Annotated in this window: 19 protein-coding genes; 15 read left to right on the top strand and 4 right to left on the bottom strand. The window is 72.4% G+C overall.

The genetic code is table 11. The annotated features are described in order from the left end of the window. Positions 1–22 precede the first annotated feature (22 nt). From hpnE to AB0G59_RS22885, 8 genes are all read left to right on the top strand, one after another. Entirely contained in the window at positions 23–1,480 is a 1,458-nt protein-coding gene (gene hpnE, locus AB0G59_RS22850) for a hydroxysqualene dehydroxylase HpnE (RefSeq protein WP_360914486.1), read from the top strand. A gap of 70 nt (positions 1,481–1,550) precedes the next feature. Then, positions 1,551–2,615, top strand: a complete 1,065-nt coding sequence (locus AB0G59_RS22855; RefSeq protein WP_360914489.1) for a polyprenyl synthetase family protein — start codon at positions 1,551–1,553, stop codon at positions 2,613–2,615. Positions 2,616–2,748: 133 nt separating this feature from the next. Continuing rightward, entirely contained in the window at positions 2,749–4,767 is a 2,019-nt protein-coding gene (gene shc / locus AB0G59_RS22860) for a squalene--hopene cyclase (protein ID WP_360914492.1), read from the top strand. Next, a complete protein-coding gene (locus AB0G59_RS22865; protein ID WP_360914495.1) occupies positions 4,767–5,417 on the top strand; it encodes a 1-hydroxy-2-methyl-2-butenyl 4-diphosphate reductase in 651 nt (216 codons plus the stop codon). The genes shc and AB0G59_RS22865 overlap by 1 nt, the downstream gene beginning before the upstream one ends. 5 nt (positions 5,418–5,422) lie before the next feature. Then, positions 5,423–6,445 carry an adenosyl-hopene transferase HpnH gene (gene hpnH, locus AB0G59_RS22870; protein ID WP_071965404.1) on the top strand — a complete coding sequence of 341 codons (1,023 nt, stop codon included), beginning with the start codon at positions 5,423–5,425 and terminating at the stop codon, positions 6,443–6,445. Between the two features lie 5 nt (positions 6,446–6,450). Further along, positions 6,451–7,617 (top strand): flavodoxin-dependent (E)-4-hydroxy-3-methylbut-2-enyl-diphosphate synthase, encoded by a 1,167-nt coding sequence (gene ispG, locus AB0G59_RS22875; RefSeq protein WP_071965403.1) that lies wholly within the window; start codon positions 6,451–6,453, stop codon positions 7,615–7,617. A gap of 57 nt (positions 7,618–7,674) precedes the next feature. Next, complete coding sequence (dxs, locus tag AB0G59_RS22880; RefSeq protein WP_360914499.1) at positions 7,675–9,636, top strand: 1-deoxy-D-xylulose-5-phosphate synthase; 1,962 nt, start codon at positions 7,675–7,677, stop codon at positions 9,634–9,636. Further along, on the top strand, positions 9,633–11,030 hold the full coding sequence (locus tag AB0G59_RS22885) for an aspartate aminotransferase family protein (protein ID WP_360914502.1): 1,398 nt from the start codon (positions 9,633–9,635) through the stop codon (positions 11,028–11,030). The genes dxs and AB0G59_RS22885 overlap by 4 nt, the downstream gene beginning before the upstream one ends. Positions 11,031–11,073: 43 nt before the next feature. Here the strand turns inward: AB0G59_RS22885 and AB0G59_RS22890 are convergent, their stop codons facing one another. Continuing rightward, positions 11,074–11,880: a tyrosine-protein phosphatase gene (locus tag AB0G59_RS22890; protein ID WP_360914505.1), complete on the bottom strand. Its 807-nt coding sequence runs from the start codon at positions 11,878–11,880 to the stop codon at positions 11,074–11,076. 138 nt (positions 11,881–12,018) lie between these two features. On the opposite strand from AB0G59_RS22890, the gene AB0G59_RS22895 reads away from it, so the two are divergent. Next, positions 12,019–12,810, top strand: a complete 792-nt coding sequence (locus tag AB0G59_RS22895) for an SGNH/GDSL hydrolase family protein (RefSeq protein WP_071965399.1) — start codon at positions 12,019–12,021, stop codon at positions 12,808–12,810. 17 nt (positions 12,811–12,827) lie between these two features. On the opposite strand, the gene AB0G59_RS22900 is transcribed toward AB0G59_RS22895, so the two are convergent. Then, on the bottom strand, positions 12,828–13,286 hold the full coding sequence (locus tag AB0G59_RS22900; protein WP_360914509.1) for an ATP-binding protein: 459 nt from the start codon (positions 13,284–13,286) through the stop codon (positions 12,828–12,830). A gap of 136 nt (positions 13,287–13,422) precedes the next feature. Here AB0G59_RS22900 and AB0G59_RS22905 point away from each other — a divergent pair, with 136 nt between their 5' ends. The 3 genes from AB0G59_RS22905 to AB0G59_RS22915 all read left to right on the top strand — a co-directional run bounded on the left by AB0G59_RS22905 (position 13,423) and on the right by AB0G59_RS22915 (position 15,496). Next, positions 13,423–14,289 (top strand): Scr1 family TA system antitoxin-like transcriptional regulator, encoded by an 867-nt coding sequence (locus tag AB0G59_RS22905; RefSeq protein ID WP_071965398.1) that lies wholly within the window; start codon positions 13,423–13,425, stop codon positions 14,287–14,289. Positions 14,290–14,292: 3 nt separating this feature from the next. Further along, positions 14,293–14,556 (top strand): DUF397 domain-containing protein, encoded by a 264-nt coding sequence (locus AB0G59_RS22910; RefSeq protein WP_071965397.1) that lies wholly within the window; start codon positions 14,293–14,295, stop codon positions 14,554–14,556. Between the two features lie 91 nt (positions 14,557–14,647). After that, positions 14,648–15,496: an SAM-dependent methyltransferase gene (locus AB0G59_RS22915; protein WP_360914635.1), complete on the top strand. Its 849-nt coding sequence runs from the start codon at positions 14,648–14,650 to the stop codon at positions 15,494–15,496. An 18-nt stretch (positions 15,497–15,514) separates the two neighbouring features. Here AB0G59_RS22915 and AB0G59_RS22920 read toward each other — a convergent pair whose 3' ends face one another. Next, a complete protein-coding gene (locus tag AB0G59_RS22920; RefSeq protein ID WP_360914513.1) occupies positions 15,515–16,075 on the bottom strand; it encodes a carboxymuconolactone decarboxylase family protein in 561 nt (186 codons plus the stop codon). 140 nt (positions 16,076–16,215) lie between these two features. Here AB0G59_RS22920 and AB0G59_RS22925 point away from each other — a divergent pair, with 140 nt between their 5' ends. The 3 genes from AB0G59_RS22925 (at position 16,216) to AB0G59_RS22935 (ending at position 19,239) form a co-directional block, all read left to right on the top strand. Then, positions 16,216–16,863, top strand: coding sequence for an alpha-ketoglutarate-dependent dioxygenase AlkB (locus AB0G59_RS22925; protein ID WP_360914516.1), 648 nt, complete (start codon positions 16,216–16,218; stop codon positions 16,861–16,863). Positions 16,864–16,945: 82 nt separating this feature from the next. Continuing rightward, positions 16,946–18,181, top strand: coding sequence for an MBL fold metallo-hydrolase (locus AB0G59_RS22930; RefSeq protein ID WP_360914519.1), 1,236 nt, complete (start codon positions 16,946–16,948; stop codon positions 18,179–18,181). Positions 18,182–18,357: 176 nt separating this feature from the next. Next, positions 18,358–19,239, top strand: a complete 882-nt coding sequence (locus AB0G59_RS22935) for a chitosanase (protein ID WP_360914522.1) — start codon at positions 18,358–18,360, stop codon at positions 19,237–19,239. 78 nt (positions 19,240–19,317) lie between these two features. Here AB0G59_RS22935 and AB0G59_RS22940 read toward each other — a convergent pair whose 3' ends face one another. After that, a complete protein-coding gene (locus tag AB0G59_RS22940; protein WP_360914525.1) occupies positions 19,318–22,611 on the bottom strand; it encodes an amidohydrolase family protein in 3,294 nt (1,097 codons plus the stop codon). Between the last annotated feature and the right edge of the window lie 267 nt (positions 22,612–22,878).

Below are 22,878 nucleotides of genomic sequence, written 5' to 3' on the forward strand. Positions count from 1 at the left end.
CAGAAGCCGAGGGAGTGGGCGCATGACATCACGGACGACAACCCGGCCCGACCGGCTCCCCACACAGGCAGGCCGCTCCGACGGAGCGGCCGCGGTGGTGATCGGGGGCGGCCTCGCCGGCATCACGGCGGCGCTCGAGCTCGCCGCCGCCGGAGTGCGGGTCACCCTTGTCGAGGGCCGGCCCCGCCTGGGCGGGCTCGCCTTCTCCTTCCGCCGGGGCGAGCTGGCCATCGACAACGGCCAGCACGTCTACCTGCGCTGCTGCACCGCCTACCAGTGGTTCCTCGACCGGGTCGGCGCCCGGCACCTCGCCCCCCTGCAGGACCGGCTCGACGTGCCCGTCCTCGACGTCGGCCACCCCTCGGGCCGCCCCCGCCTCGGCCGGCTACGCCGCACCGCGCTGCCCGTGCCGCTGCACCTCGCGGCGAGCCTGGCCACGTACCCGCACCTCTCGCTCGCCGAGCGCGCGAGCGTGGGACGGGCCGCGCTGGCCCTGCGCGGCCTGGACCCGATGGACCCGGCGCTGGACGGCGTCGACTTCGCCACCTGGCTGCGCCGCCGCGGCCAGTCGGACCGCACGGTCGAGGCGCTGTGGGACCTGGTGGGCGTGGCCACCCTCAACGCCACCGCCGACCGCTCCTCGCTGGGCCTGGCCGCCATGGTCTTCAAGACCGGCCTGCTCTCCGAGCCCGGCGCCGCCGACATCGGCTGGGCGCACGTCCCGCTGGGCGAGCTGCACGACACCCGGGCCCGCGCCGCCCTCGACGCCGCGGGCGTGCGCACCGCCCTGCGCACGCGCGCCACGCGGATCTCCCGTGCCGCCGACGGCGGCTGGCACGTGGACATCGAAGCCGGGCCCGGCAGCGCCGAGCGGCTCGACGCCGGCACCGTGGTGCTCGCCGTGCCCCAGCGCGAGACCCACGCGCTGCTGCCCGAGGGCGCCCTGGACGAGCCGGACCGGCTGCTGGGCATCGACACCGCCCCCATCCTCAACCTGCACGTCGTATACGACCGCAAAGTCATGCGGCAGCCGTTCTTCACCGCCCTCGGCAGCCCGGTGCAGTGGGTCTTCGACCGCACCGACTCCTCCGGGCTGGCCGCCCTCGACGGCGCGGCCCAGTACCTGGCCGTGTCCCAGTCGGCCGCGCAGGACGACATCGACCGGCCGGTCGCCGAGCTGCGCGAGCGCTACCTCCCCGAGCTGGAGCGGCTGCTGCCCGCCGCCCGGGGAGCGGGCGTGCGCGACTTCTTCGTCACCCGGGAACGGACGGCGACGTTCGCCCCCACCCCCGGCGTGGGCCGGCTGCGGCCGCACGCCCCCACGAACGCGCCCGGCCTCTTCCTGGCCGGTGCGTGGACCGCCACCGGCTGGCCCGCGACCATGGAGAGCGCGGTGCGCAGCGGTCTGGCTGCCGCCGGCGCGGCCCTCGGCGAGCTCGGCCGGCCGCATCGGGACCCCCTGCGGGAGGCGGCGGTATGACCCAGCGAGCCATCAAGGCGCGCGTTCCCGGAACGGGGCGCGCGTGAGCACGACCACCAGAGGAGAGACCGTGACATCGGCGATCCCAGCTGTCGACACCGCAGGCGTCAGTGCCCTGCTGGAGCGCGGACGGACGCTTGCCACGCCGGTGCTGCGTGCCGCCGTCAACCGGCTCGCGGCACCCATGGACACCGTCGCCGCCTACCACTTCGGCTGGATCGACGCCGAAGGACGGCCGACGCACGGCGACGGGGGCAAGGCCGTGCGGCCCGCCCTCGCCCTGCTCTCGGCCGAGGCCGCCGGCGCCGCACCCGAGGTGGGCATCCCCGGCGCCGTCGCCGTCGAGCTCGTGCACAACTTCTCGCTGCTGCACGACGACCTGATGGACGGCGACGAGCAGCGCCGCCACCGTGACACCGTCTGGAAGGCGCACGGCCCCGCGCAGGCCATCCTCGTCGGCGATGCGCTCTTCGCGCTCGCGAACGAGGTGCTGCTGGAGCTGGGCACCGTCGAGGCGGGCCGGGCCACCCGGCGGCTGACGACCGCCACCCGCAAGCTCATCGACGGCCAGGCCCAGGACATCTCCTACGAGCACCGCGAGCGCGTCACCGTGGCCGAGTGCCTGGAGATGGAGGGCAACAAGACCGGCGCCCTGCTGGCCTGCGCGGTCTCCATCGGCGCGGTCCTCGGCGGCGCCGACGACCGTACGGCCGACACCCTGGAGGCCTACGGCTACCACCTCGGCCTCGCCTTCCAGGCCGTCGACGACCTGCTCGGCATCTGGGGCGACCCGGAGACCACCGGCAAGCAGACCTGGAGCGACCTGCGCCAGCGCAAGAAGTCCCTCCCGGTGGTCGCCGCCCTCGCCGCCGGCGGCCCCGCCTCCGAGCGGCTCGCCGCCCTGCTCGCCGCCGACGCCAAGCTCACCGACGCCCAGGCCGCCGACTTCGACGAGGACGAGTTCGCGGCCCGCGCGGCGCTGATCGAGGAGGCGGGCGGCCGGGAGTGGACCTCCCAGGAGGCCCGCCGCCAGCACGCCACCGCCATCGAGGCCCTGAGCGGCGTCGACATGCCCGCAGAGGTCCGCGCGCAGCTGATCGCGCTGGCGGACTTCGTCGTCGTACGGAAGAGTTGATCGCCATTAGCCCGATCTAGCCCTCGCGGTCGCCGGCCGGTGTCAATTGTGCGGCACCGGCCGACGGAAGCCCCCCAGTACGGCAGTCACAAGCAGTACGGCAGAGAAGAAACTCACTGCATTAGGGGAAGCCATGACAGCGACGACCGACGGCACCGGGGCCTTGCCGCCCCGTGCAGCCGAGGCCGGCCCGAGCACAACCGTTTTGCCTCCGCACGTGGCGGCCACCGGGTCGCCGAAGACGTACGAAGCCGCGCAGCGGGCCGCCACCCGCGCCGTGGAACACCTGCTGTCCCGCCAGGACCCCCAGGGCTGGTGGAAGGGCGACCTGGAGACCAACGTCACCATGGACGCCGAGGACCTGCTGCTCCGCCGGTTCCTGGGCATCCAGGACGAGCGGACCACAGCGGCCGCCGCCCGCTGGATCCGCTCCCAGCAGCGCCCCGACGGCACCTGGGCCACCTTCCACGGCGGCCCCGCCGAACTCTCCACCACCATCGAGGCCTATGTCGCCCTGCGGCTCGCCGGGGACGCCCCCGACGCCTCCCACATGGCCGCGGCCTCCGCCTGGATCCGCGCACAGGGCGGCATCGCCGCCGCCCGCGTCTTCACCCGCATCTGGCTGGCCCTCTTCGGCTGGTGGCGCTGGGAGGACCTCCCCGAACTCCCCCCGGAAATCGTCTACTTGCCGAAGAAGTTCCCGCTCGGCATCTACGCCTTCGGCTGCTGGGCCCGGCAGACCATCGTGCCGCTGACCATCGTCTCCGCGCTGCGCCCCGTGCGCCCGGCGCCCTTCGCCCTCGACGAGCTGCACACCGACCCGCGCCGGCCCGTCCCGCCCCGCCCGCTCGCCCCCCTCACCGGCTGGGACGGCCTCTTCCAGCGCCTGGACAAGGTGCTGCACGCCTACCACCGCTTCCCGATCCGCCCGCTGCGCCGTGCCGCACTGGCCTCGGCGGCGCGCTGGATCGTCGAGCGGCAGGAGAACGACGGCTGCTGGGGCGGCATCCAGCCGCCCGCCGTCTACTCCGTCATCGCCCTCCACCTCCTCGGCTACGACCTCGAGCACCCGGTGCTGCGCGCCGGGCTCCAGTCGCTGGACCGTTTCGCCGTATGGCACGAGGACCCGGACGGCGCCCCGGTCCGGATGATCGAGGCCTGCCAGTCCCCGGTGTGGGACACCTGTCTGGCCACCGTCGCCCTCGCCGACGCGGGCGTGCGCCCCGACCACCCGGCGCTCGTCAAGGCCGCCGACTGGATGCTGGACGAGCAGATCCTGCGCTCCGGCGACTGGGCCGTACGACGGCCCGAACTGCCCCCGGGCGGCTGGGCGTTCGAGTTCCACAACGACAACTACCCCGACATCGACGACACCGCCGAGGTCGTCCTCGCCCTCAAGCGCGTCCGCCACCCCGACCCCGGCCGGGTCGAGGAGGCCGTCCGCCGGGCCGCCCGCTGGACCGCGGGCATGCAGTCGGGGAACGGCGCGTGGGGCGCCTTCGACGCCGACAACACCAGCCCGTTCCCCAACCGGCTGCCGTTCTGCGACTTCGGCGAGGTCGTCGACCCGCCCTCCGCCGACGTCACCGCGCACGTCGTCGAGATGCTGGCGGTCCTCGGCAAACAGCACCACCCGCGCACCCGGCGCGGCATCGAGTGGCTGCTGGCCGAGCAGGAGGAGTGCGGCGCCTGGTTCGGCCGCTGGGGCGTCAACTACGTCTACGGCACCGGCTGCGTCGTCCCGGCCCTGGTCGCCGCCGGACTGCCCCCCGCCCACCCGGCGATCCGCCGGGCCGTGGCCTGGCTGCGCGGCGTGCAGAACGGCGACGGCGGCTGGGGCGAGGACCTGCGCTCGTACCGGGACCGCGAGTGGATCGGGCGCGGCGCCTCCACCGCGTCGCAGACCGCCTGGGCGCTGCTGGCCCTGCTGGCCGCCGGGGAGCACGACAGCGAGGCCGTCGAGCGGGGCGTGCACTGGCTGGCGGACACCCAGCGCGAGGACGGCTCCTGGGACGAGCCGCAGTTCACCGGCACCGGCTTCCCCTGGGACTTCTCCATCAACTACCACCTCTACCGCCAGGTGTTCCCGCTCACCGCGCTCGGCCGGTACGTGCACGGCGAGCCCTTCGCCACCGAACGGCTGGAGGTCTGATGACACCCGGCACGGGCACCCCCGCCCCCGCACCGCTGCTGGTCGCCTGCGCGCTCGGCATCGAGCGCCTGGCCCTGCGCGGCGGTGCGGGCGGCGCCGCCGGGCCCGTGACCGTACTGCGCACCGGCATGGGGCCCCAGGCGGCGGAACGGGCGGTGACCCGGGCCCTGACCGACGGCACGATCCGTGCCGACGCGGCCGTCATCGCCACCGGCTTCTGCGCCGGCCTGGCCCCCGGAATGCACCCCGGCGACCTGGTCGTCGCCGACGAGACGCGGGACGCGACGGGGCGCACGGAGTGCACCGGCGTGGAACTGCTCGCCAAAGAGCTGGCGCACGTGGCGCCCCGGCGCGTCATCCACACCGGCCTGCTCGTGGGGTCCGACCACGTCGTGCGCGGCGCGGAACGCGCGGCCCTGCACGCCGCCGGCGCACTGGCCGTGGACATGGAGTCGGCCGCGACGCTCCGAAGCGCCGCGCGGGCCGGCTCACGCCCGGTTGCGGCCGTAAGAGTGGTCGTGGACGCTCCAGAACATGAACTCGTACGAATCGGGACCTTGCGGGGTGGAATATCGGCTTTCCGCGTGCTCCGCACCGTCCTGCCGGCCTTTTTCGAATGGCACCGTTCTTTGCTGCTCCCCAGGAGGTGAGCTAGATGGCCATGCCGCTCCGCCAGACCATCCGGGTCGGGACCTATCTTTTTGAGCAGAAGCTCCGGAAGCGGGAGAAGTTCCCGCTGATCGTCGAACTCGAACCGCTCTTCGCCTGCAATCTCAAGTGCGAGGGCTGCGGCAAGATCCAGCATCCGGCAGGCGTGCTCAAGCAGCGCATGCCCGTTGCTCAGGCGGTCGGCGCGGTTCTGGAGTCCGGTGCGCCAATGGTCTCGATCGCGGGCGGCGAACCGCTCATGCACCCTCAGATCCATGAGATTGTACGCCAATTGGTGGCCCGGAAGAAGTATGTCTTCCTGTGCACCAACGCCCTGCTGATGCGGAAGAAAATGGAGAAGTTCACGCCTTCCCCGTATTTCGCATTCGCGGTGCACATCGACGGACTGCGTGAGCGGCACGACGAGTCCGTTGCGAAGGAAGGCGTATTCGACGAAGCGGTGGAGGCCATCAAGGAGGCCAAGCGGCGCGGTTTCCGGGTCACCACCAACTCGACGTTCTTCAACACCGACACCCCGCAGACCATCGTCGAGGTCCTCAACTTCCTCAACGACGACCTGCGGGTGGACGAGATGATGATCTCGCCCGCCTACGCCTATGAGAAGGCACCCGACCAGGAGCACTTCCTGGGCGTCGAGCAGACCCGCGAGCTGTTCAAGAAGGCCTTCGCCGGCGGCAACCGGCGCCGCTGGCGGCTCAACCACAGCCCGCTGTTCCTCGACTTCCTCGAGGGCAAGGCGGACTTCCCCTGCACCGCCTGGGCCATCCCCAACTACTCCCTCTTCGGCTGGCAGCGCCCCTGCTACCTGATGAGCGACGGCTACGTCCCGACGTACCGGGAGCTGATCGAGGAGACCGACTGGGACAAGTACGGGCGCGGCAAGGACCCGCGGTGCGCCAACTGCATGGCCCACTGCGGCTACGAACCGACGGCGGTCCTGGCCACCATGGGCTCGCTGAAGGAGTCGCTGCGCGCGGCCCGCGAGACCGTCTCCGGCAACCGGGGCTGACGGTCATGGCCACGACGGAGCCGGTATCCCTCGGGCTCCCCGCCGTACCGGCCCGGGCCCTGGCGGTGCGCCGCCCCGCCCGGCGCATCCAGGTCGGGACGGTGGCGGTCGGCGGGGACGCGCCGGTGTCGGTGCAGTCGATGACGACGACGGTCACGGCCGACGTCGGCGCGACGCTGCAGCAGATCGCCGAGCTGACGGCCTCCGGCTGCCAGATCGTACGGGTGGCGTGCCCGTCGCAGGACGACGCCGACGCCCTGCCGGTCATCGCCCGGAAGTCCCAGATCCCGGTGATCGCGGACATCCACTTCCAGCCGAAGTACGTCTTCGCGGCCATCGACGCCGGCTGCGCGGCGGTCCGCGTGAACCCGGGCAACATCCGGCAGTTCGACGACAAGGTCAAGGAGATCGCCAGGGCGGCCTCCGACGCCGGCACCCCGATCCGCATCGGCGTCAACGCCGGCTCGCTGGACCGCCGCCTGCTGGAGAAGTACGGCAAGGCCACCCCCGAGGCGCTCGTCGAGTCCGCCCTGTGGGAGTGCTCGCTCTTCGAGGAGCACGGCTTCCGCGACATCAAGATCTCGGTCAAGCACAACGACCCGGTCGTCATGGTCAACGCCTACCGCCAGCTGGCCGCCCAGTGCGACTACCCGCTGCACCTGGGCGTCACCGAGGCCGGCCCGGCGTTCCAGGGCACCATCAAGTCCGCCGTCGCCTTCGGCGCGCTGCTCTCGGAGGGCATCGGCGACACCATCCGCGTCTCGCTGTCCGCCCCGCCCGCCGAGGAGATCAAGGTCGGCATCCAGATCCTGGAGTCCCTGGGGCTGCGCCAGCGCCGTCTGGAGATCGTCTCCTGCCCGTCCTGCGGCCGGGCGCAAGTGGACGTCTACAAACTCGCCGACCAGGTGACCGCGGGCCTGGAGGGCATGGAGGTGCCCCTGCGCGTCGCGGTGATGGGCTGCGTCGTCAACGGCCCCGGCGAGGCCCGCGAGGCCGACCTGGGCGTGGCGTCCGGCAACGGCAAGGGCCAGATCTTCGTCAAGGGCGAGGTCATCAGGACCGTCCCCGAGTCCAAGATCGTGGAGACCCTCATCGACGAAGCGATAAAGCTCGCCGAGCAGATGGAGGCGGACGGCGCCCTCTCCGGGCCGCCCGCCGTCACCGTGCTCTGACCGGCGGAGTCCGACAACGAGGCCTGTACGGGCAGGCCGACAAAGGAGGGGGCCGGCGTGTCGTTGCTGGAGAACATCCGCAGTCCGCGCGACCTGAAGGCACTGGACCGTGAGGAGCTGACCGACCTCGCCGAGGAGATCCGCCACTTCCTGGTCCACGCCGTGGCCAGGACCGGCGGCCATCTCGGCCCGAACCTCGGCGTGGTGGAGCTGACCATCGCCCTGCACCGCGCCTTCGACTCGCCCGCGGACCGCATCCTGTGGGACACCGGCCACCAGTCGTACGTCCACAAAATGCTCACCGGGCGCCAGGACTTCTCCAAGCTGCGCGGCAAGGGCGGCCTGTCCGGCTACCCCTCGCGCGAGGAGTCCGAGCACGACGTCATCGAGAACAGCCACGCCTCCACGGTGCTGGGCTGGGCCGACGGCCTCGCCAAGGCCAACCAGGTGCTCGGGCGCTGGAACCGCCACGTCGTCGCCGTCATCGGCGACGGCGCCCTGACCGGCGGCATGGCCTGGGAGGCGCTGAACAACATCGCCGCCGCCAAGGACCGGCAGCTGATCATCGTCGTCAACGACAACGAACGCAGCTACGCCCCCACCATCGGCGGCCTCGCCAACCACCTCGCCACCCTGCGCACCACCGACGGCTACGAACGCGCCCTGTCCTGGGGCAAGGACGCCGTCCAGCGCGTGCCCCTCCTCGGCAAACCGCTGTACGAGTCGCTGCACGGCGCGAAGAAGGGCTTCAAGGACGCCTTCGCCCCACAGGGCATGTTCGAGGACCTGGGACTGAAGTACCTCGGCCCGATAGACGGGCACGACGTCGCCGCCGTCGAATCGGCGCTGCGCCGGGCCAAACGATTCCACGGGCCCGTCGTCGTGCACTGCCGGACCCAGAAGGGCCGCGGCTACCAGCCCGCCCTGGAGGACGAGGCGGACCGCTTCCACACGGTCGGGGTGATGAACCCCCTGACCTGCCAGCCGCTGTCCATCGGCGGCGGGACGTCGTGGACCTCGGTGTTCGGCGACGAGATGCTGAGGATCGGGGCCGAACGGCCGGACGTGGTCGCGATCACCGCGGCGATGCTGCACCCCGTGGGCCTGACGAAGTTCGCCGAGGCCTACCCCGAGCGGGTCTGGGACGTCGGCATCGCCGAGCAGCACGCCGCGACCTCGGCCGCTGGCCTGGCCACGGGCGGTCTGCACCCGGTCTTCGCCGTCTACGCCACCTTCCTCAACCGCGCCTTCGACCAGGTCCTGATGGACGTGGCCCTGCACAAGTGCGGCGTCACCTTCGTCCTGGACCGGGCCGGTGTCACCGGGACCGACGGCGCCTCGCACAACGGCATGTGGGACATGTCGATCCTCCAGGTCGTTCCCGGCCTGCGCATCGCCGCACCGCGCGACGCCGACCAGCTCCGCGCCCAGCTGCGCGAGGCCGTCGACGTCGACGACGCGCCGACCGTCGTGCGCTTCCCGAAGGAGAACGTGGGCGAGTCCGTCCCCGCCCTCGGCCGCGTCGGCGGCATGGACGTCCTCGCCCGCCCGGACCAGGAGGCCGCGGTCACGGACGTCCTGCTCGTCGCGGTCGGCGCCATGGCGCCGGTGGCGCTGAACGCCGCCGAGCTGCTCGAGGCCCGCGGCACCACCTGTACCGTGGTGGACCCCCGCTGGGTCAAGCCCGTCGACGAGGCGCTGCCCGCGCTCGCCGGCCGGCACCGCCTGGTCGCCGTCATCGAGGACAACAGCCGCACCGGCGGCGTCGGCTGGGCCGTGGCCCAGTCGCTGCGCGACGCCGGCGTGGACCTGCCGGTGCGCACCTTCGGCATCCCCGAGCAGTTCCTGGCGCACGCCAAACGGGCCGAGGTGCTGGCGGACCTGGGGCTGACCCCCGCCGAGATCGCCGGGCGGATCAGCGCGGCCCTGGCCCGCAAGGAGGCCCCGCAGGCCCCCGGGGAAGCCGGACCCGGCCGCAAGGAGGCCGCCCTGGTCGGTAAGGAGAGCGACAACGCATGACGGCCGACGGCACCAAGAGATTCGACCTGACCCGGCTGCTGGCCGAGCGCGGTGGCGAACGGTACGACCTGCACGCCCGGCACCTCAACCACCAGCTGCCGCGCATGCTGCGCACCATCGGCTTCGACAAGGTCTACGAGCGGGCCCAGGGCGCCTACTTCTGGGACTCCGAGGGGCAGGACTACCTCGACATGCTCGCGGGCTTCGGGGTGATGGGGGTGGGGCGCCACCATCCGGTCGTCCGCCAGGCGCTCCACGACGTCCTCGACGCCTCCCTCGCCGACCTGACCCGCTTCGACTGTTCGCCGCTGCCGGGCCTGCTCGCCGAGAAGCTGCTGTCCTACGCGCCCCACCTGGACCGGGTGTTCTTCGGCAACAGCGGCACCGAGGCCGTCGAGACCGCGCTGAAGTTCGCCCGGTACGCCACCGGCAGGCCCCGGGTGCTGTACTGCTCCCACGCCTTCCACGGGCTCACGGCCGGCTCGCTGTCGGTCAACGGCGAGGACGGCTTCCGGGACGGCTTCGCGCCGCTGCTGCCGGACACCGCGGTCCCCATGGGCGACCTGGAGCAGCTGGAGCGGGAGCTGGGCCGCGGCGACGTGGCGGCCCTGGTGATCGAACCGATCCAGGGCAAGGGCGTCCAGCTCGCGCCGCCGGGCCATCTGCGCGCGGCACAGGAGCTGCTGCACCGGCACAAGGCGCTGCTCATCGCCGACGAGGTGCAGACCGGCGTCGGGCGCACGGGGGAGTTCTTCGCCTATCAGCACGAGCAGGGGGTCGAGCCCGACCTGGTGTGCGTGGCCAAGGCGCTCTCCGGCGGCTACGTCCCGGTCGGTGCGACGCTCGGCAAGGACTGGATCTTCAAGAAGGTCTACTCCTCGATGGACCGGGTGCTGGTCCACTCGGCCAGCTTCGGCTCCAACGCCCAGGCCATGGCGGCCGGCCTCGCGGTGCTCGCCGTCATGGAGGACGAGCACATCGTGGCCAACGCCCGTGACACCGGCGAGCTGCTGCGCTCCCGGCTGGCGGCGCTGGTCGGCAAGTACGAGCTGCTGCACGAGGTGCGCGGCCGCGGCCTGATGATCGGCATCGAGTTCGGCAAGCCCAAGTCCCTTGGCCTGCGCAGCCGCTGGACGATGCTGCAGGCGGCCCGCAAGGGGCTGTTCGCCCAGATGGTCGTGGTGCCGCTGCTGCAGCGGCACCGCATCCTCACCCAGGTCTCGGGCGACCATCTGGAGGTCATCAAACTGATCCCGCCGCTGATCATCGGCGAGCGGGAGGTGGACCGCTTCGTGACGGCCTTCGAGGCGGTCATGGACGACGCCCACGACGGCGGCGCCCTGATGTGGGACTTCGGGCGCACGCTGGTCAAGCAGGCGGTGGGCGGGCGCTGAGGGGACCGTGGGGGCCGCGGCGCACGGCCCCCACGTCGCCCGGTCAGTCCGTGAGCAGCAGCTCCCGCAGCCGCTCGCGCATCAGCGGGTCCACTCCCAGCCCCTCGGCCAGATACCGCTCCGTGGTCCCCCAGGTCTCGGTGATCGCGGCGAACGCGGCGGCCAGATACGCCGCCCGCGCCTCGAACAGCGGCGAGAGCAGCTCGCTCACCTCGGGCGAGCGGTCCGCGTCCGTACCGTCGCCGCGCCGCACGCGGTAGCGGCGGTGCGGCGCGTTCGACTCGAGGTAGTCGGCCTCGACGGCCTCGTGGGGAACGCCGAGCGCGAGCAGCGTCACCGCGATCGACAGTCCGGCCCGGTCCTTGCCGGCGGCGCAGTGCATCAGGGCGGGCACGCTGTCGTCGGCGAGGGTGCGCAGCACCCGGCCGTGCTCGGCGGTGCGGGTGACGATCATCGCGCGGTACGACTCGGCCATCCGGTCCGCGGCCCGGCCCTGGCCCAGGACCGACCGCAGGGTGTCCAGGCCGCCGTCGCGGACCATCCGCCAGAACTCGCTGCCGTCCGCGGGGTCGGACAGCGGGATGTTCACGTTCCGCACCCCGGTGAGCTCGACGTCCGGGCCCTCCAGGGCGATGTCGGCGGCGTTGCGGAAGTCGAATACGGTGTGCAGGCCGAGCGAGTCGAGGAAGGCCGCGTCCGTGTCCGTCGCGTGCGCGAGGTGGCCGCTGCGGAACAGGACGCCGGGCCGTACCCGCCGCCCGTCGGCGGCCGGCAGCCCGCCCAGGTCGCGGAAGTTGCGGATTCCGGCCAGCTCGGGCTCGGTCGACGGGACGTGCGGCGTCTGTGTCACGTGCGCTCCTCGGGTCGCGGATGCCGCAGCCGATCGTATTCCGGCTGACGGGATTTTGCCGGGGTGGGATACATCACGGCACGTCAACCCCTGGTTACGGTGGCGTAGGTCACTCCGTAAGGTGAAAGATGTACTGACGTGGCAGACGATTCGAATTCATTCAGCAAGAGCGCGATCGGGTCGTACGCAGCCGTCGGGGACAGCTTCACCGAGGGCGTCGGCGATCCAGGACCCGACGGCACCTTCATCGGGTGGGCCGACCGACTGGCCGTACTCCTCTCCGACCAGCAGGCGGAGCACTCCTTCACGTACGCCAACCTCGCCGTCCGGGGGCGCCTCCTGGACCAGATCGTCGAGGAGCAGGTGCCGCGGGCCGTCGAGCTCGGCCCGGACCTGGTGACCTTCTGCGCGGGCGGCAACGACATCCTGCGGCCGGGCAGCGACCCGGACGACGTGGCGGAGCGCTACGAGGCGGCCGTGGTCCGGCTCAAGGACTCCGTCGGCACGGTGCTGCTGTGCACCGGATTCGACACCCGCGGCGTGCCGGTCCTGCGTCACCTGCGGGGCAAGATCGCGACCTACACCGCCCATGTGCGTTCCATCGCCGACCGTCATGACTGCCCGGTGCTCGACCTGTGGTCGCTGCGCTCGGTGCAGGACCGGCGGGCCTGGGACGAGGACCGGCTCCACCTCTCGGCGGACGGGCACACCCGCGTGGCGCTGCGCGCCGCCCAGGTGCTCGGTCTGCGGGTGCCGGCCGACCCGGACCAGGAATGGCCGGACGAGGGCCAGCGGTCGCCCGCCGAGGTGCGCCGCGACAACATCCACTGGGCGCGCGAGCACCTGGTGCCGTGGATCGGGCGCCGGCTGCGCGGCGAGTCCTCGGGCGACAACGTCGAGCCCAAGCGGCCGGATCTGCTGCCGCTCTAGGGCCATATACGAGGGGGTCAGCGGGGGAGCCGCCCGTGCGGCAGGTCGGCCCAGACGACACGGCCTCGGCCGGTGTCGTCGGGCCGGACCCCCCAGGCCTGGGACAGCGCACCGACCAGCAGCAGTCCGCGCCCGCTCTCCTCGTCCGCACCGCTGCACCGCGCTCTGGGCTCCGTCGGGGTGTGCCCCTGGTCCGCGACCTCTATGCGCAGAGCCACCGCGCTGATCCGCAGCTGACAGCTGACCTTGTCGCTGTCCGTGTGCCGCACCGCGTTGGTGAACAGCTCCGACACCACCAACTGGGCGTCGTCGCAGGCCACTTCGTCTATGCCCCACTCCCGCAGCCGCGCGAGAACTCGTTTTCGCGCCTCCGCCACCGAGGCGTTGAGGGCGGGGAAGTGAAAGGCGTCCTGCAGGCGGCCGGCGAGGTAGCTGCCGCAGAACCCGAGCGAGGGTGCGTCATGGGAGGGGAGCACTCCGCAACTATGTGCGATAGAGCTCATCTGTGGCAAGGTTCAATCTGCAAATTACAGAATCGCAAGGACAGTCTGTCCGGTCGACAGACTGCGTGGCACACTGCTGGCATATGACGGCAGTTGGAGGGGGTGGACAGTGGCGGACTCGCGGCCGGCAGGCGCGCCGACGGTCCTGAGGGTCGTGCTCGGCAGACGGCTGCAGGACCTGAGGGAGAAGGCCGGGCTCTCCTACGAGGAGGCGGGCCGCGCCCTGGACGTCACGCACGCCACCGTCCGCAGGATGGAGAAGGCCGAGGTCGGGCTGAAGATCCCGTATGTGGAGAAGCTCCTCCACGTCTACGGCGTCCTCGACCCCGAGGAGGTCGAAGGCTTCCTCACCCTCACCCGCGAGGCCAACCGCCCCGGCTGGTGGCACCGGTTCCGCGACGTGCTCCCCGAGTGGTTCAGCGCGTTCGTCAGCCTGGAGGGTGAGGCCAACCTCATCCGCGCCTACGAACCCCACTACATCCCCGGCCTGTTGCAGACCGAGGACTACACCCGCGCCGTGCTCCGCGCCGGCATGCCGCACGCCCGCGAGGCCGACATCGAGCGCGCCGTCACCGTCCGCCGCCAGCGCCAGGCCCTGCTCACCCGGGACCGGGCGCCCCTGCTGTGGGTGGTGATGGACGAGACGGTCCTGCGCCGGCCCATCGGCGGGCCGGAGGTGATGCGCGCTCAGATCGACCGGCTCATCGAGGCCACGGACATGCCCAACGTACGGCTGCAGTTCATGCCGTTCGCCGCCGGCCCGCATCCGGCGATGTACGGCCCCTTCCATATCTTCCGGTTCCCCATCCAGGAGCTGCCGGACATCGCGTACGCCGAAAACCTCGTCGGAGCCTCGTACTTCGACCAGCGCGACGACGTCTCGTCCTTCCTGGAAGCCCTGGACCGGATGTGCGCGCAGGCCGCGCCGGCACACACCACCAAGGCGATCCTGGGTGGCATTCGTAAGGAGATCTGAACCATGGATCTGGATCACATATACAACGGCATGCCCGCGAGCGACCTCGGCACCGAGGGCTGGAGCAAGCCGTGGAGCGGCGGCAACGGCGGCAGCTGCGTCGAGGTCATGCGACTGGTGGACGGCCGCATCGCCCTGCGGCAGTCCACCGACCCCGGCGGCCCCGCGCTGATCTACACGCACCACGAGATGGAGACCTTCATCCGCGGCGCGAAGGCCGGCGAGGCCGACTTCCTGCTGGCGGGACCGAGCGTGAGCGCCGAGTAGGGCCGGACAGGCGCGAGGGGCCGGCCGCATCCGACCGAGCGGCGACAACTGCATGCGTACCGAAGGGGAACACGGCGTGATCGAGCAAGGCATGCCCGGCATAGGCGCGGGCGGACAGGGTTTCCCCGCCGAGGAGATCGACACCAGCAGGCCGCACCCGGCCCGCATGTACGACTACTACCTCGACGGCTGGGACAACTACGAGGTCGACCGCGCGGCGGCCGAGCGCGTCATCGAGGTCCACCCCCAGGTGCGGCTGTCCGCCCGCGCCAACCGCGCCTTCCTGCGCCGGGCGGTGCAGGAGGCGGTGCGCGGCGGCATCCGCCAGATCCTCGACATCGGCACCGGCATCCCCACCTCGCCCAACACCCACGAGGTGGCACGGGAGATCGCCCCGGACGTCCGCGTCGCCTACGTCGACAACGACCCCATCGTGGCCACCCACGCGGGGGCGAAGCTGACCAACGCGGGCGGCGCCGGCTTCGCGCTCGCGGACGTACGCCGCCCCCGGGCGATCCTGGAGGACCCGGTCGTCCGCGAGCTGATCGACTTCGACGAGCCCGTCGCCCTGCTCCTCGTCGCCGTCCTGCACTTCGTCAAGGACGAGGAGGACCCGGCGGGCATCGTCGCCACCCTCGGCGACGCCCTGCCCGCCGGCAGCGTGCTCGTCCTCTCCCACGCCACCGAGGAGCCGTACGAGGGCTACGCCGCCGGCCGCACCGACACCGTGGCCCGCGACGGCGTGCTGGACGTCTACAAGAACGCCACCGCCGCCCTCAACCTGCGCGGCAAGGCCGCCATCGAGCCGCTCTTCGGCGACTTCGAGCTCCTCGACCCCGGCCTCGTACGGGTGCCGCTGTGGCGACCCGACGGCCCGGTGCCCGGCCCCGAGGAGCTCAGCAACACCATCTTCTACGGAGGAGTGGGCCGCAAGGGCTGAACGGGCGCCGCGCCGCCCTCACGCCCCGGGGCGCACCGGGATCTCGCAGCGGTCCTTGAAGCCCTGACTGGTCAGCCCCAGCGCGGAGTTGATGCGCGAGCGGAGGTTCTCCACCGCCACCATCGCCGTCAGCTCCACGAGGGCGGCCTCGCCCAGGCGCCCGCGCAGCCGCTCCACCAGGTCGTCCTCGACGACCGGCGGAGTGGCGGTCATCGCCTCGGCGTACTCCAGCACGTCCCGCTCCAGCGGGGTGTAGACCTCGCTGTCCCGCCAGCACGGCACGTCGCGCAGCTTCTCGTGCGACACGCCCCGCCGCCGGCTCTCCCAGTACCCGAAGTCCATGCACCAGGAGCAGCCGATGGCCGCGGACGACGCCATGACGGCGAGGTCCTTCAGGCCGGGGTCGAGCTTCTTCCAGCGGGCCACCGACAACTCGAACAGGGAGTCGGAGACCAGGACCCGGCGGTTGTGCGCCAGCGCCATCAGCGGTTCGAGGACCTTGCCGTAGGTACGCCTGCTGTACCACGCGGCGAGACGGGTCAGCGGGGTGCGGGGCGGATCGAGCGGAATGCGGGCCATGGCCGGTGCCTCCAGCAGAAGAGGAGCGGTTGCTTTCGACCGTACGACGGACCGGCCCCGCGAAAACGTGACACCGTTCCGAAAGTTTTTTAAATGCGCAGGTCAGGGGCGGTGTCAGTGGCCTGTCCTAGGGTGGCGGCATGGATGGTGAGCTCTTCCCCCGGCCCCCGGCGGAGATCGCCCCCGGCGCGGTGCACCTCCCCGCCTGGCTGGACGGGGCCGCCCAGCTCCGCCTGCTCCAGGCCTGCCGCCAGTGGGCCAGGCCACCCGCCGGCCTGCACAGGGTGCGGATGCCGAGCGGAGGGCAGATGTCCGTCCAATCGGTCGGACTGGGTTGGCACTGGTTCCCCTATGGTTACGCCCGTACCGTCGTCGACGGCGACGGATCGCCCGTCAAGCCGTTCCCGCCCTGGCTGGAGGAGCTGGCCCGGCGCGCGGTGGCGGACGCCTACGGGCGGGAGGCCGGCCCGGAGGCGTACGACATCGCCCTCGTCAACTTCTACGACGACGCCGCGAAGATGGGCCTGCACCGCGACAGTGACGAGAAGTCCGACGCGCCGGTCGTCTCGCTCAGCCTCGGCGACAGCTGCGTCTTCCGGTTCGGCAACACCCAGGACCGGGGCCGCCCCTGGACGGACGTCGAGCTGCGCAGCGGCGACCTCTTCGTCTTCGGCGGCCCCTCGCGCCTGGCCTACCACGGCGTCCCCCGGACGCTGCCGGGCACCGCTCCCGCGGCCCTGGGGCTGAAGGGACGGTTGAACATCACGTTGCGGGTGAGCGGGCTGTGACCGGCGTGGCCGGATAATGAGGGTGACCCGCCTCCCCCACGGCCCGACGGCATGGGGGTGCCCCCACTGCCCTGGAGGCGCCGTGACCGGCTCCCGCCCGACGTACTCACCACTCGACTCGCTGCGCCCGGCCGCGTTCGGCGCGGATCCGGCGGGGGAGCGGATGGCGCGTATCCGGCGGTCGCCGAACTTCTCCGGCGGCGTGTTCGTCAACCCCGAGGGCACCCGGGCCACGCCGTCCTCGTCCATGCTGGCGTTCCTGCCCACGTACTTCCGCAAGGAGGAGCGCCTGCGCAGGGCCCCCGCCCACGCCGTGCCCGTCCACCCCACCACCGTCGCGGACCTGGCCACGCCCGCCGCCTCGGGGCTGCGGCTCACCTGGATGGGCCACTCCAGCGTGCTGGCCGAGATCGACGGCGCCCGGGTGCTGTTCGACCCGGTGTGGTCGGAGCGCTGTTCGCCGTTCTCCTTCGCGGGCCCCAGACGGCTGCACCCCGTGCCGGTGCCGCTGGCCGAGACCGGCCCCCTGGACGCCGTGGTCATCTCCCACGACCACTACGACCATTTGGACATGGCGACGGTCCGGGCGCTGGCCCGGACCGGGGTGGCCTTCGTCGTCCCGCTCGGCGTCGGTGCCCACCTGGAGCACTGGGGCGTCGCGGCGGAGCGCGTCACGGAGCTCGACTGGCACGAATCGACCCACGTCGCCGGACTCACCCTGACCGCGACCCCGGCCCGGCACTTCTGCGGCCGGGCGCTGCGCAACACCCAGCACACGCTGTGGGCCTCGTGGGTGGTCGCGGGCGAGAAGCACCGCATCTTCCACAGCGGCGACACCGGCTACTTCCCGGGCTTCGCGGACATCGGCCACCGGTACGGGCTGTTCGACGCCACGATGGTGCAGATCGGTGCGTACAGCGAGTTCTGGCCGGACATCCACATGACGCCCGAGGAGGGCATGCGCGCCCACCTCGACCTCCAGGGCGGCGACGCGGCGGCGGGCGTCATGCTGCCGATCCACTGGGGCACGTTCAACCTCGCCCCGCACCCCTGGGATGAGCCCGCCGAGGGGACGGTCACCGCGGCGCGGCGCACCGGAGCGCGGGTCGTCGCCCCACGGCCCGGCCAGCCCTTCGAACCGGGTGTGGGGTTGCCGCTCGAGCTGTGGTGGCGGGCGGTCGCGGCACGTCCGGCGGGCCGGGAGGCCGCGGTGCCGGCCGACGGCGTCGTCGCGGGCACGGAGGCGTCCGCCGGTGCTCCGGCCGCCGGGGCGGGGTCGGCCGGAGCGAGCGAGGCGGAGTCCATCCTGCGGGCGTAGCAACGCCGTTGGCCGGATCCGATGGGGCGTCAGCCGACGATCTTCGAACGTTTGACGTTTTTACGCACACGCGTGCGTGTCCCTCTTGTCAGGCAAGTGGACCGGCCGCTTCAATGCCTGACAACGGTTAGGAAAGCTTCCTAACCCATTCCGGACGATCGGGAACGGAGTTCTGCATGCCCACGCGCACCTCGACGCAGATGACGGCGCAGATGACGAGGAGGACCGCTCGGGTCGTCCTCACCGGGATGGCGGTGGCCCTGCCGTTCTCCCTGGCCCTGGGGGGAGTCGGGCAGGCGGCGGCACCCTCGAGACTCCCGGACGCGGGTGTGTCGGCCGCGGCCGCCACCAGCCTGGACGACCCGCACAAGAAGGACATCGCCATGCGGGTGGTCTCCAGCGCGGAGAACTCCTCGCTCGACTGGCGCGGCCAGTTCAAGTACATCGAGGACATAGGCGACGGCCGCGGCTACACCGCCGGCATCATCGGCTTCTGTTCGGGCACCGGCGACATGCTCGACCTCGTCGAGCTCTACACCAAGCAGAAGCCGGGCAACCCGCTCGCCAAATTCCTCCCCGCCCTGCGCAAGGTCAACGGCGGCGACTCGCACGACGGCCTGGGCAAGTCCTTCGAGGACGCCTGGCGCAAGGCCGCCCAGGACAAGGCGTTCCAGGACGCCCAGGAGTCCGAGCGCGACCGGGTGTACTTCAACCCCTCGGTCAAGCAGGCCAAGCAGGACGGTCTGCGCGCGCTCGGCCAGTTCATCTACTACGACGCGATCGTCATGCACGGCGGCGGCGACGGCAAGTACAGCTTCGGCGGCATCCGCAAGACCGCCCTGTCGAAGGCGAAGCCCCCGGCGCAGGGCGGCGACGAGAAGACGTACCTCAACGCCTTCCTCGACGCCCGCAAGAAGGCCATGCAGAGCGAGAAGGCCCACGAGGACACCAGCCGCGTCGACACCGCGCAGCGCGTGTTCGTCAAGGAGGGCAACTTCGACTTCCAGCCGCCGCTGAAGTGGAAGGTCTACGGCGACTCCTACGAGATCAAGGAGTAGGAAACGGCCCACCGGGACGACCACCCGCGCACCCGCCTCGGGGGAGTGCGCGGGCGGTCGGCTTCCCGGAGCCGGGCGTCAGTGGCCCGGGCCGTGCTCCATGTCGCAGCACGAGTCACGGCGCAGCTGCCGCCCGACGGCCGGCCAGTCCTCGTGCGGCCGGCCGTGGCGCACCGCCGGCTTCCCCACCCGCTCGTAGGCCCCGACCAGCTCGCTCTGCCGGTACTCGACGCCGCCGCTCAGCACCGACGTCGTCCGTACGAGCGTGTCGAAGTCGGTGAAGGGGTCGCCGTCGACGACCGTGACGTCGGCGAGCTTGCCGACCTCCAGCGTGCCCAGGTCCCGCTCCGCGCCGAACACCCGCGCGGGCAGCACGGTCGCGGTGCGCAACGCCTGCGCGGCCGACAGCCCGTGCCGGTGCAGGGCCCGCAGCCCCATGTGCAGGGAGAGGCCGACCGGCACCAGCGGGGCGTCCGTGCCGAGGGCGACCATCCCACCGCCCTCCAGCACCCGCCGGTAGACCTCCAGCTCACGACGGAGCGTGTCCAACTGGGCGGCGGTGGGCGCCTTGGCGGCCGTCTGCTGGACGAGCGTGACGTCCCAGGGCGGCATCAGCTCGGTGACGCGGGGGTCCTTGGCGAGGGCGGGGTCCTGGCCCAGCAGCGGCACCGAGGTGAAGGGCGTGGCGATCAGATGGAAGTCGCCCGCGGTGTAGATCTGGGTCAGGTCCTGGTACGAACGCCCCGTCGCCGACGTGGCGTGCCCGAACTCCAGCCGCTGCGTGGCCTGGAGATGGGTCGTCAGATCCTGGCCCAGCTGCATGCCCGGCGAGCACAGATGGCTCCCGGAGCGCACCCCGAGCCGCTCGTGCGCGAAGCGCGCCGCCTCCTGCATCACCCAGCCCGGCGCACGGACGTAGGTCTTGACGAAGTCCCAGTCCAGGGCCTCGCCCCGGCTCAGCGACCGGCGCAGCCCCTCCCGGGTGCGGTGCGCGCGCCCCATGCTGTACGCGACGCGCGACCCGTCGAGCAGCTCCCCGGTGCTCAGCAGCCGCGGCCCGGCCAGGGCGCCGGCCGCCACGGCCTCGCGGATCCGGGCCTGCTCGTAGGCGCCTCCGCCGAAGGAGACCGCCGTCGTGATGCCGTAGGCCAGCTGCAGGGCCGTCTGCCGGCCGCCGTAGGTGAGCTGCCACGGATGGGTGTGGGCGTCCCACAGGCCGGGGATCACCGTCCGGTGCGAGGCGTCGACCGTGCGCCGGGCGGACCGCCGCGCCCGGTGCGGCTCGACGGCGGCGATGCGGCCGTCCCGCACCACGATGTCGATGTCCTCGCGCACGGTCGTGCCCGTGCCGTCCCAGAACCGGCCGGCGCGCACGACGGTGTCGGCGGGGGCCGGGCGCCGGTAGTCGAGCGCGACCGGGAGCGTACGGGTGCTGCCGCTCGCCGTGTCCAGCAGCCGCAGCCGCCCGGCGGACAGATAGAGGATCTTGCGCCCGTCGGCGGAGAACGACGGGTGGTCGGCGGCCTCGTCCGTCAGCCGGCGCGGTGCGCCCTCGGGCGTCCCGTCGGCCCGTACGGGCACCAGCCACAGCGCGGACTCGCTGATCACGGCCATGGAGCGGCCGTCCGGCGACCAGATCGGCCCCGCGTCGAAGCGGTCGGAGATCGAGGCGTGCGGCGCGATGGCGTGCAGGCGGGGGACGCTGTCGTGCCGGGTGTCGACGACGCGGATGAGGTTGTAGCCCTCGCGGAACCGCTGATTGAGGCGGTTGCGGTCGCAGAGGGCGACGAAGCGCCCGTCCGGTGACCAGCTGGGTCTGCCCGGCAGCCCGCCGGCGCCCAGCGGCGCCGCCAGCACCCGGTCCTCGCCGGCCACCAGGTCGCGGACGAGGAGGTTCCCGGACAGGTCCAGGCACGCGAGCCGCGTCCCGTCCGGCGACAGCGCGGGCTGTACGCGCCCCCCGTCCGCCAGCACGGTCTCCTCGCCGGAGGCCAGGTCGTGGCGGCGGACGGCGAACAGCCCGTCGCGGTCGTCGGCGTAGAGCAGCGCCCTCCCGTCCGGCGTCCAGGAGGGCGAGTGGAGAAAACGGGTGGGATCGGCCCGTACCACCTGCCGGGGCGCCCGGCCGCCGGAGACGTCCGCGACCCAGAGGGAGTTGAGCGCGGCGAAGAGGACCTGGCGCGCGTCCGGGGAGAGCGCGGGCAGATGCACGGCACGCACGCGCCGCGCGCCGCCGCCCGCGGCGAAGTCGTACCGCTTGACCTCGTAGCGCGGACGGTCCACCGGCAGCTTCGCCGTGAAGGGGACCGTGACCGAGGGCGCGGTGCGGGCCCCGGCCGGCGGGGTGGGCGCGGGGGCCGCCGAGGGGTGCGGCAGGGAGTCGGCGGCCGGTGCCTTCGGGGCCCCGGCCACCTCCGGCCGGATGATCCGGAACTGGCCGCTCACCGTCAGCAGCAGCTCCTCGCCGGACACCCACCGCGGGGGCACGGGCTCCACGTCCCCGTCGACGGCGACCGCGCCGCCGTCCACGACGAGGGTGCAGGTGGCCTCGGGCGAGGCCGTCGTCCGCAGATAGGCCAGCCGCCCGCCCGGCGCGACGGCGGGCGTCATGACCTGCGCCGCGACGCTCTCGGTGTGCTCGGTCCGCACCGGCCCCCGCGCGTCGGCCGGCACGGAGGCGACCGTACGGGCCTCCAGCGACGTCCCCACCACGCGGCCCCGCACGAACCACAGCCGGCTCCCGTCCGGCGACCAGACGGGATCGAAGTCCTCCCACGCCCCGTCCTGCCCCGGCCCCTCCTGCCCGGCCACCCCGGTGACCTGCGTCAGCCCACCCGTCCGCACGTCCACCACCCACACCCGGTACGGACTGCCCGCCACCGGATCACCCCCGCGCTCGGAGGCGAACGCGATCCGCGTCCCGTCCGGCGACCACGCCGGCCCCCGGTCGTCCCACGGCCCGTCCGTCACCTGCCGCAGCCCCGACCCGTCGGTCCGCAGCGTCCAGATGTGGAACCCCCCGTCCCGGTAGGCGCACACCGCGAGCCACTTGCCGTCGGGCGAGTGCACGGGCCGTGTGGGCTCGAGATCCACCGGAGTGATCGCCACGGCGTCCCCGCCCTTGCGCGGGACGGACCACAGGACGTTCTGCACCTCGGCGATCAGCCGGTCACCGGCGGGGGAGAGGGAAGCGGCCCCGTTGGTGGCCCCGGTGAAGGAGAGGACGGTACGCCCCGAGCCCGCCGCCGAGGGCGCCGTCGCGCCCCCGGGCAGCGCGACGGCGGCGCCGGCCGCCCCGGCCGCACCGGCCACGGCGGCGGTCCCGGCCGCCGCCGTCTGCAGGAATCTGCGCCGGGAGATGCTGGTGTTCAACTGTCCTCCTGTGTCAAGGGAGTTACGCGAGGTGGCAGCTAAAATCCAAAAGGCGATCGTTGCACGGCACACACGGGATAGGTCAACACCTCATCAACTGCCAAAAACAGGTGAATGTCGGTACGGGGCCGATGGCGTGAGGGGGCGACCCGGGGTGCGCGCGTGACGGGTGGGCGGCGCGTGGGTGAGGAGGTCCGCCCGGAGTCGATCACCGGCCGACCGCCGGTCGATCACTCCGGTCGATCACTGGGGCTCGCCGGGATTCTT

The organism is Streptomyces sp. NPDC021096 (genome assembly GCF_040641275.1).
Taxonomy (GTDB): domain Bacteria; phylum Actinomycetota; class Actinomycetes; order Streptomycetales; family Streptomycetaceae; genus Streptomyces.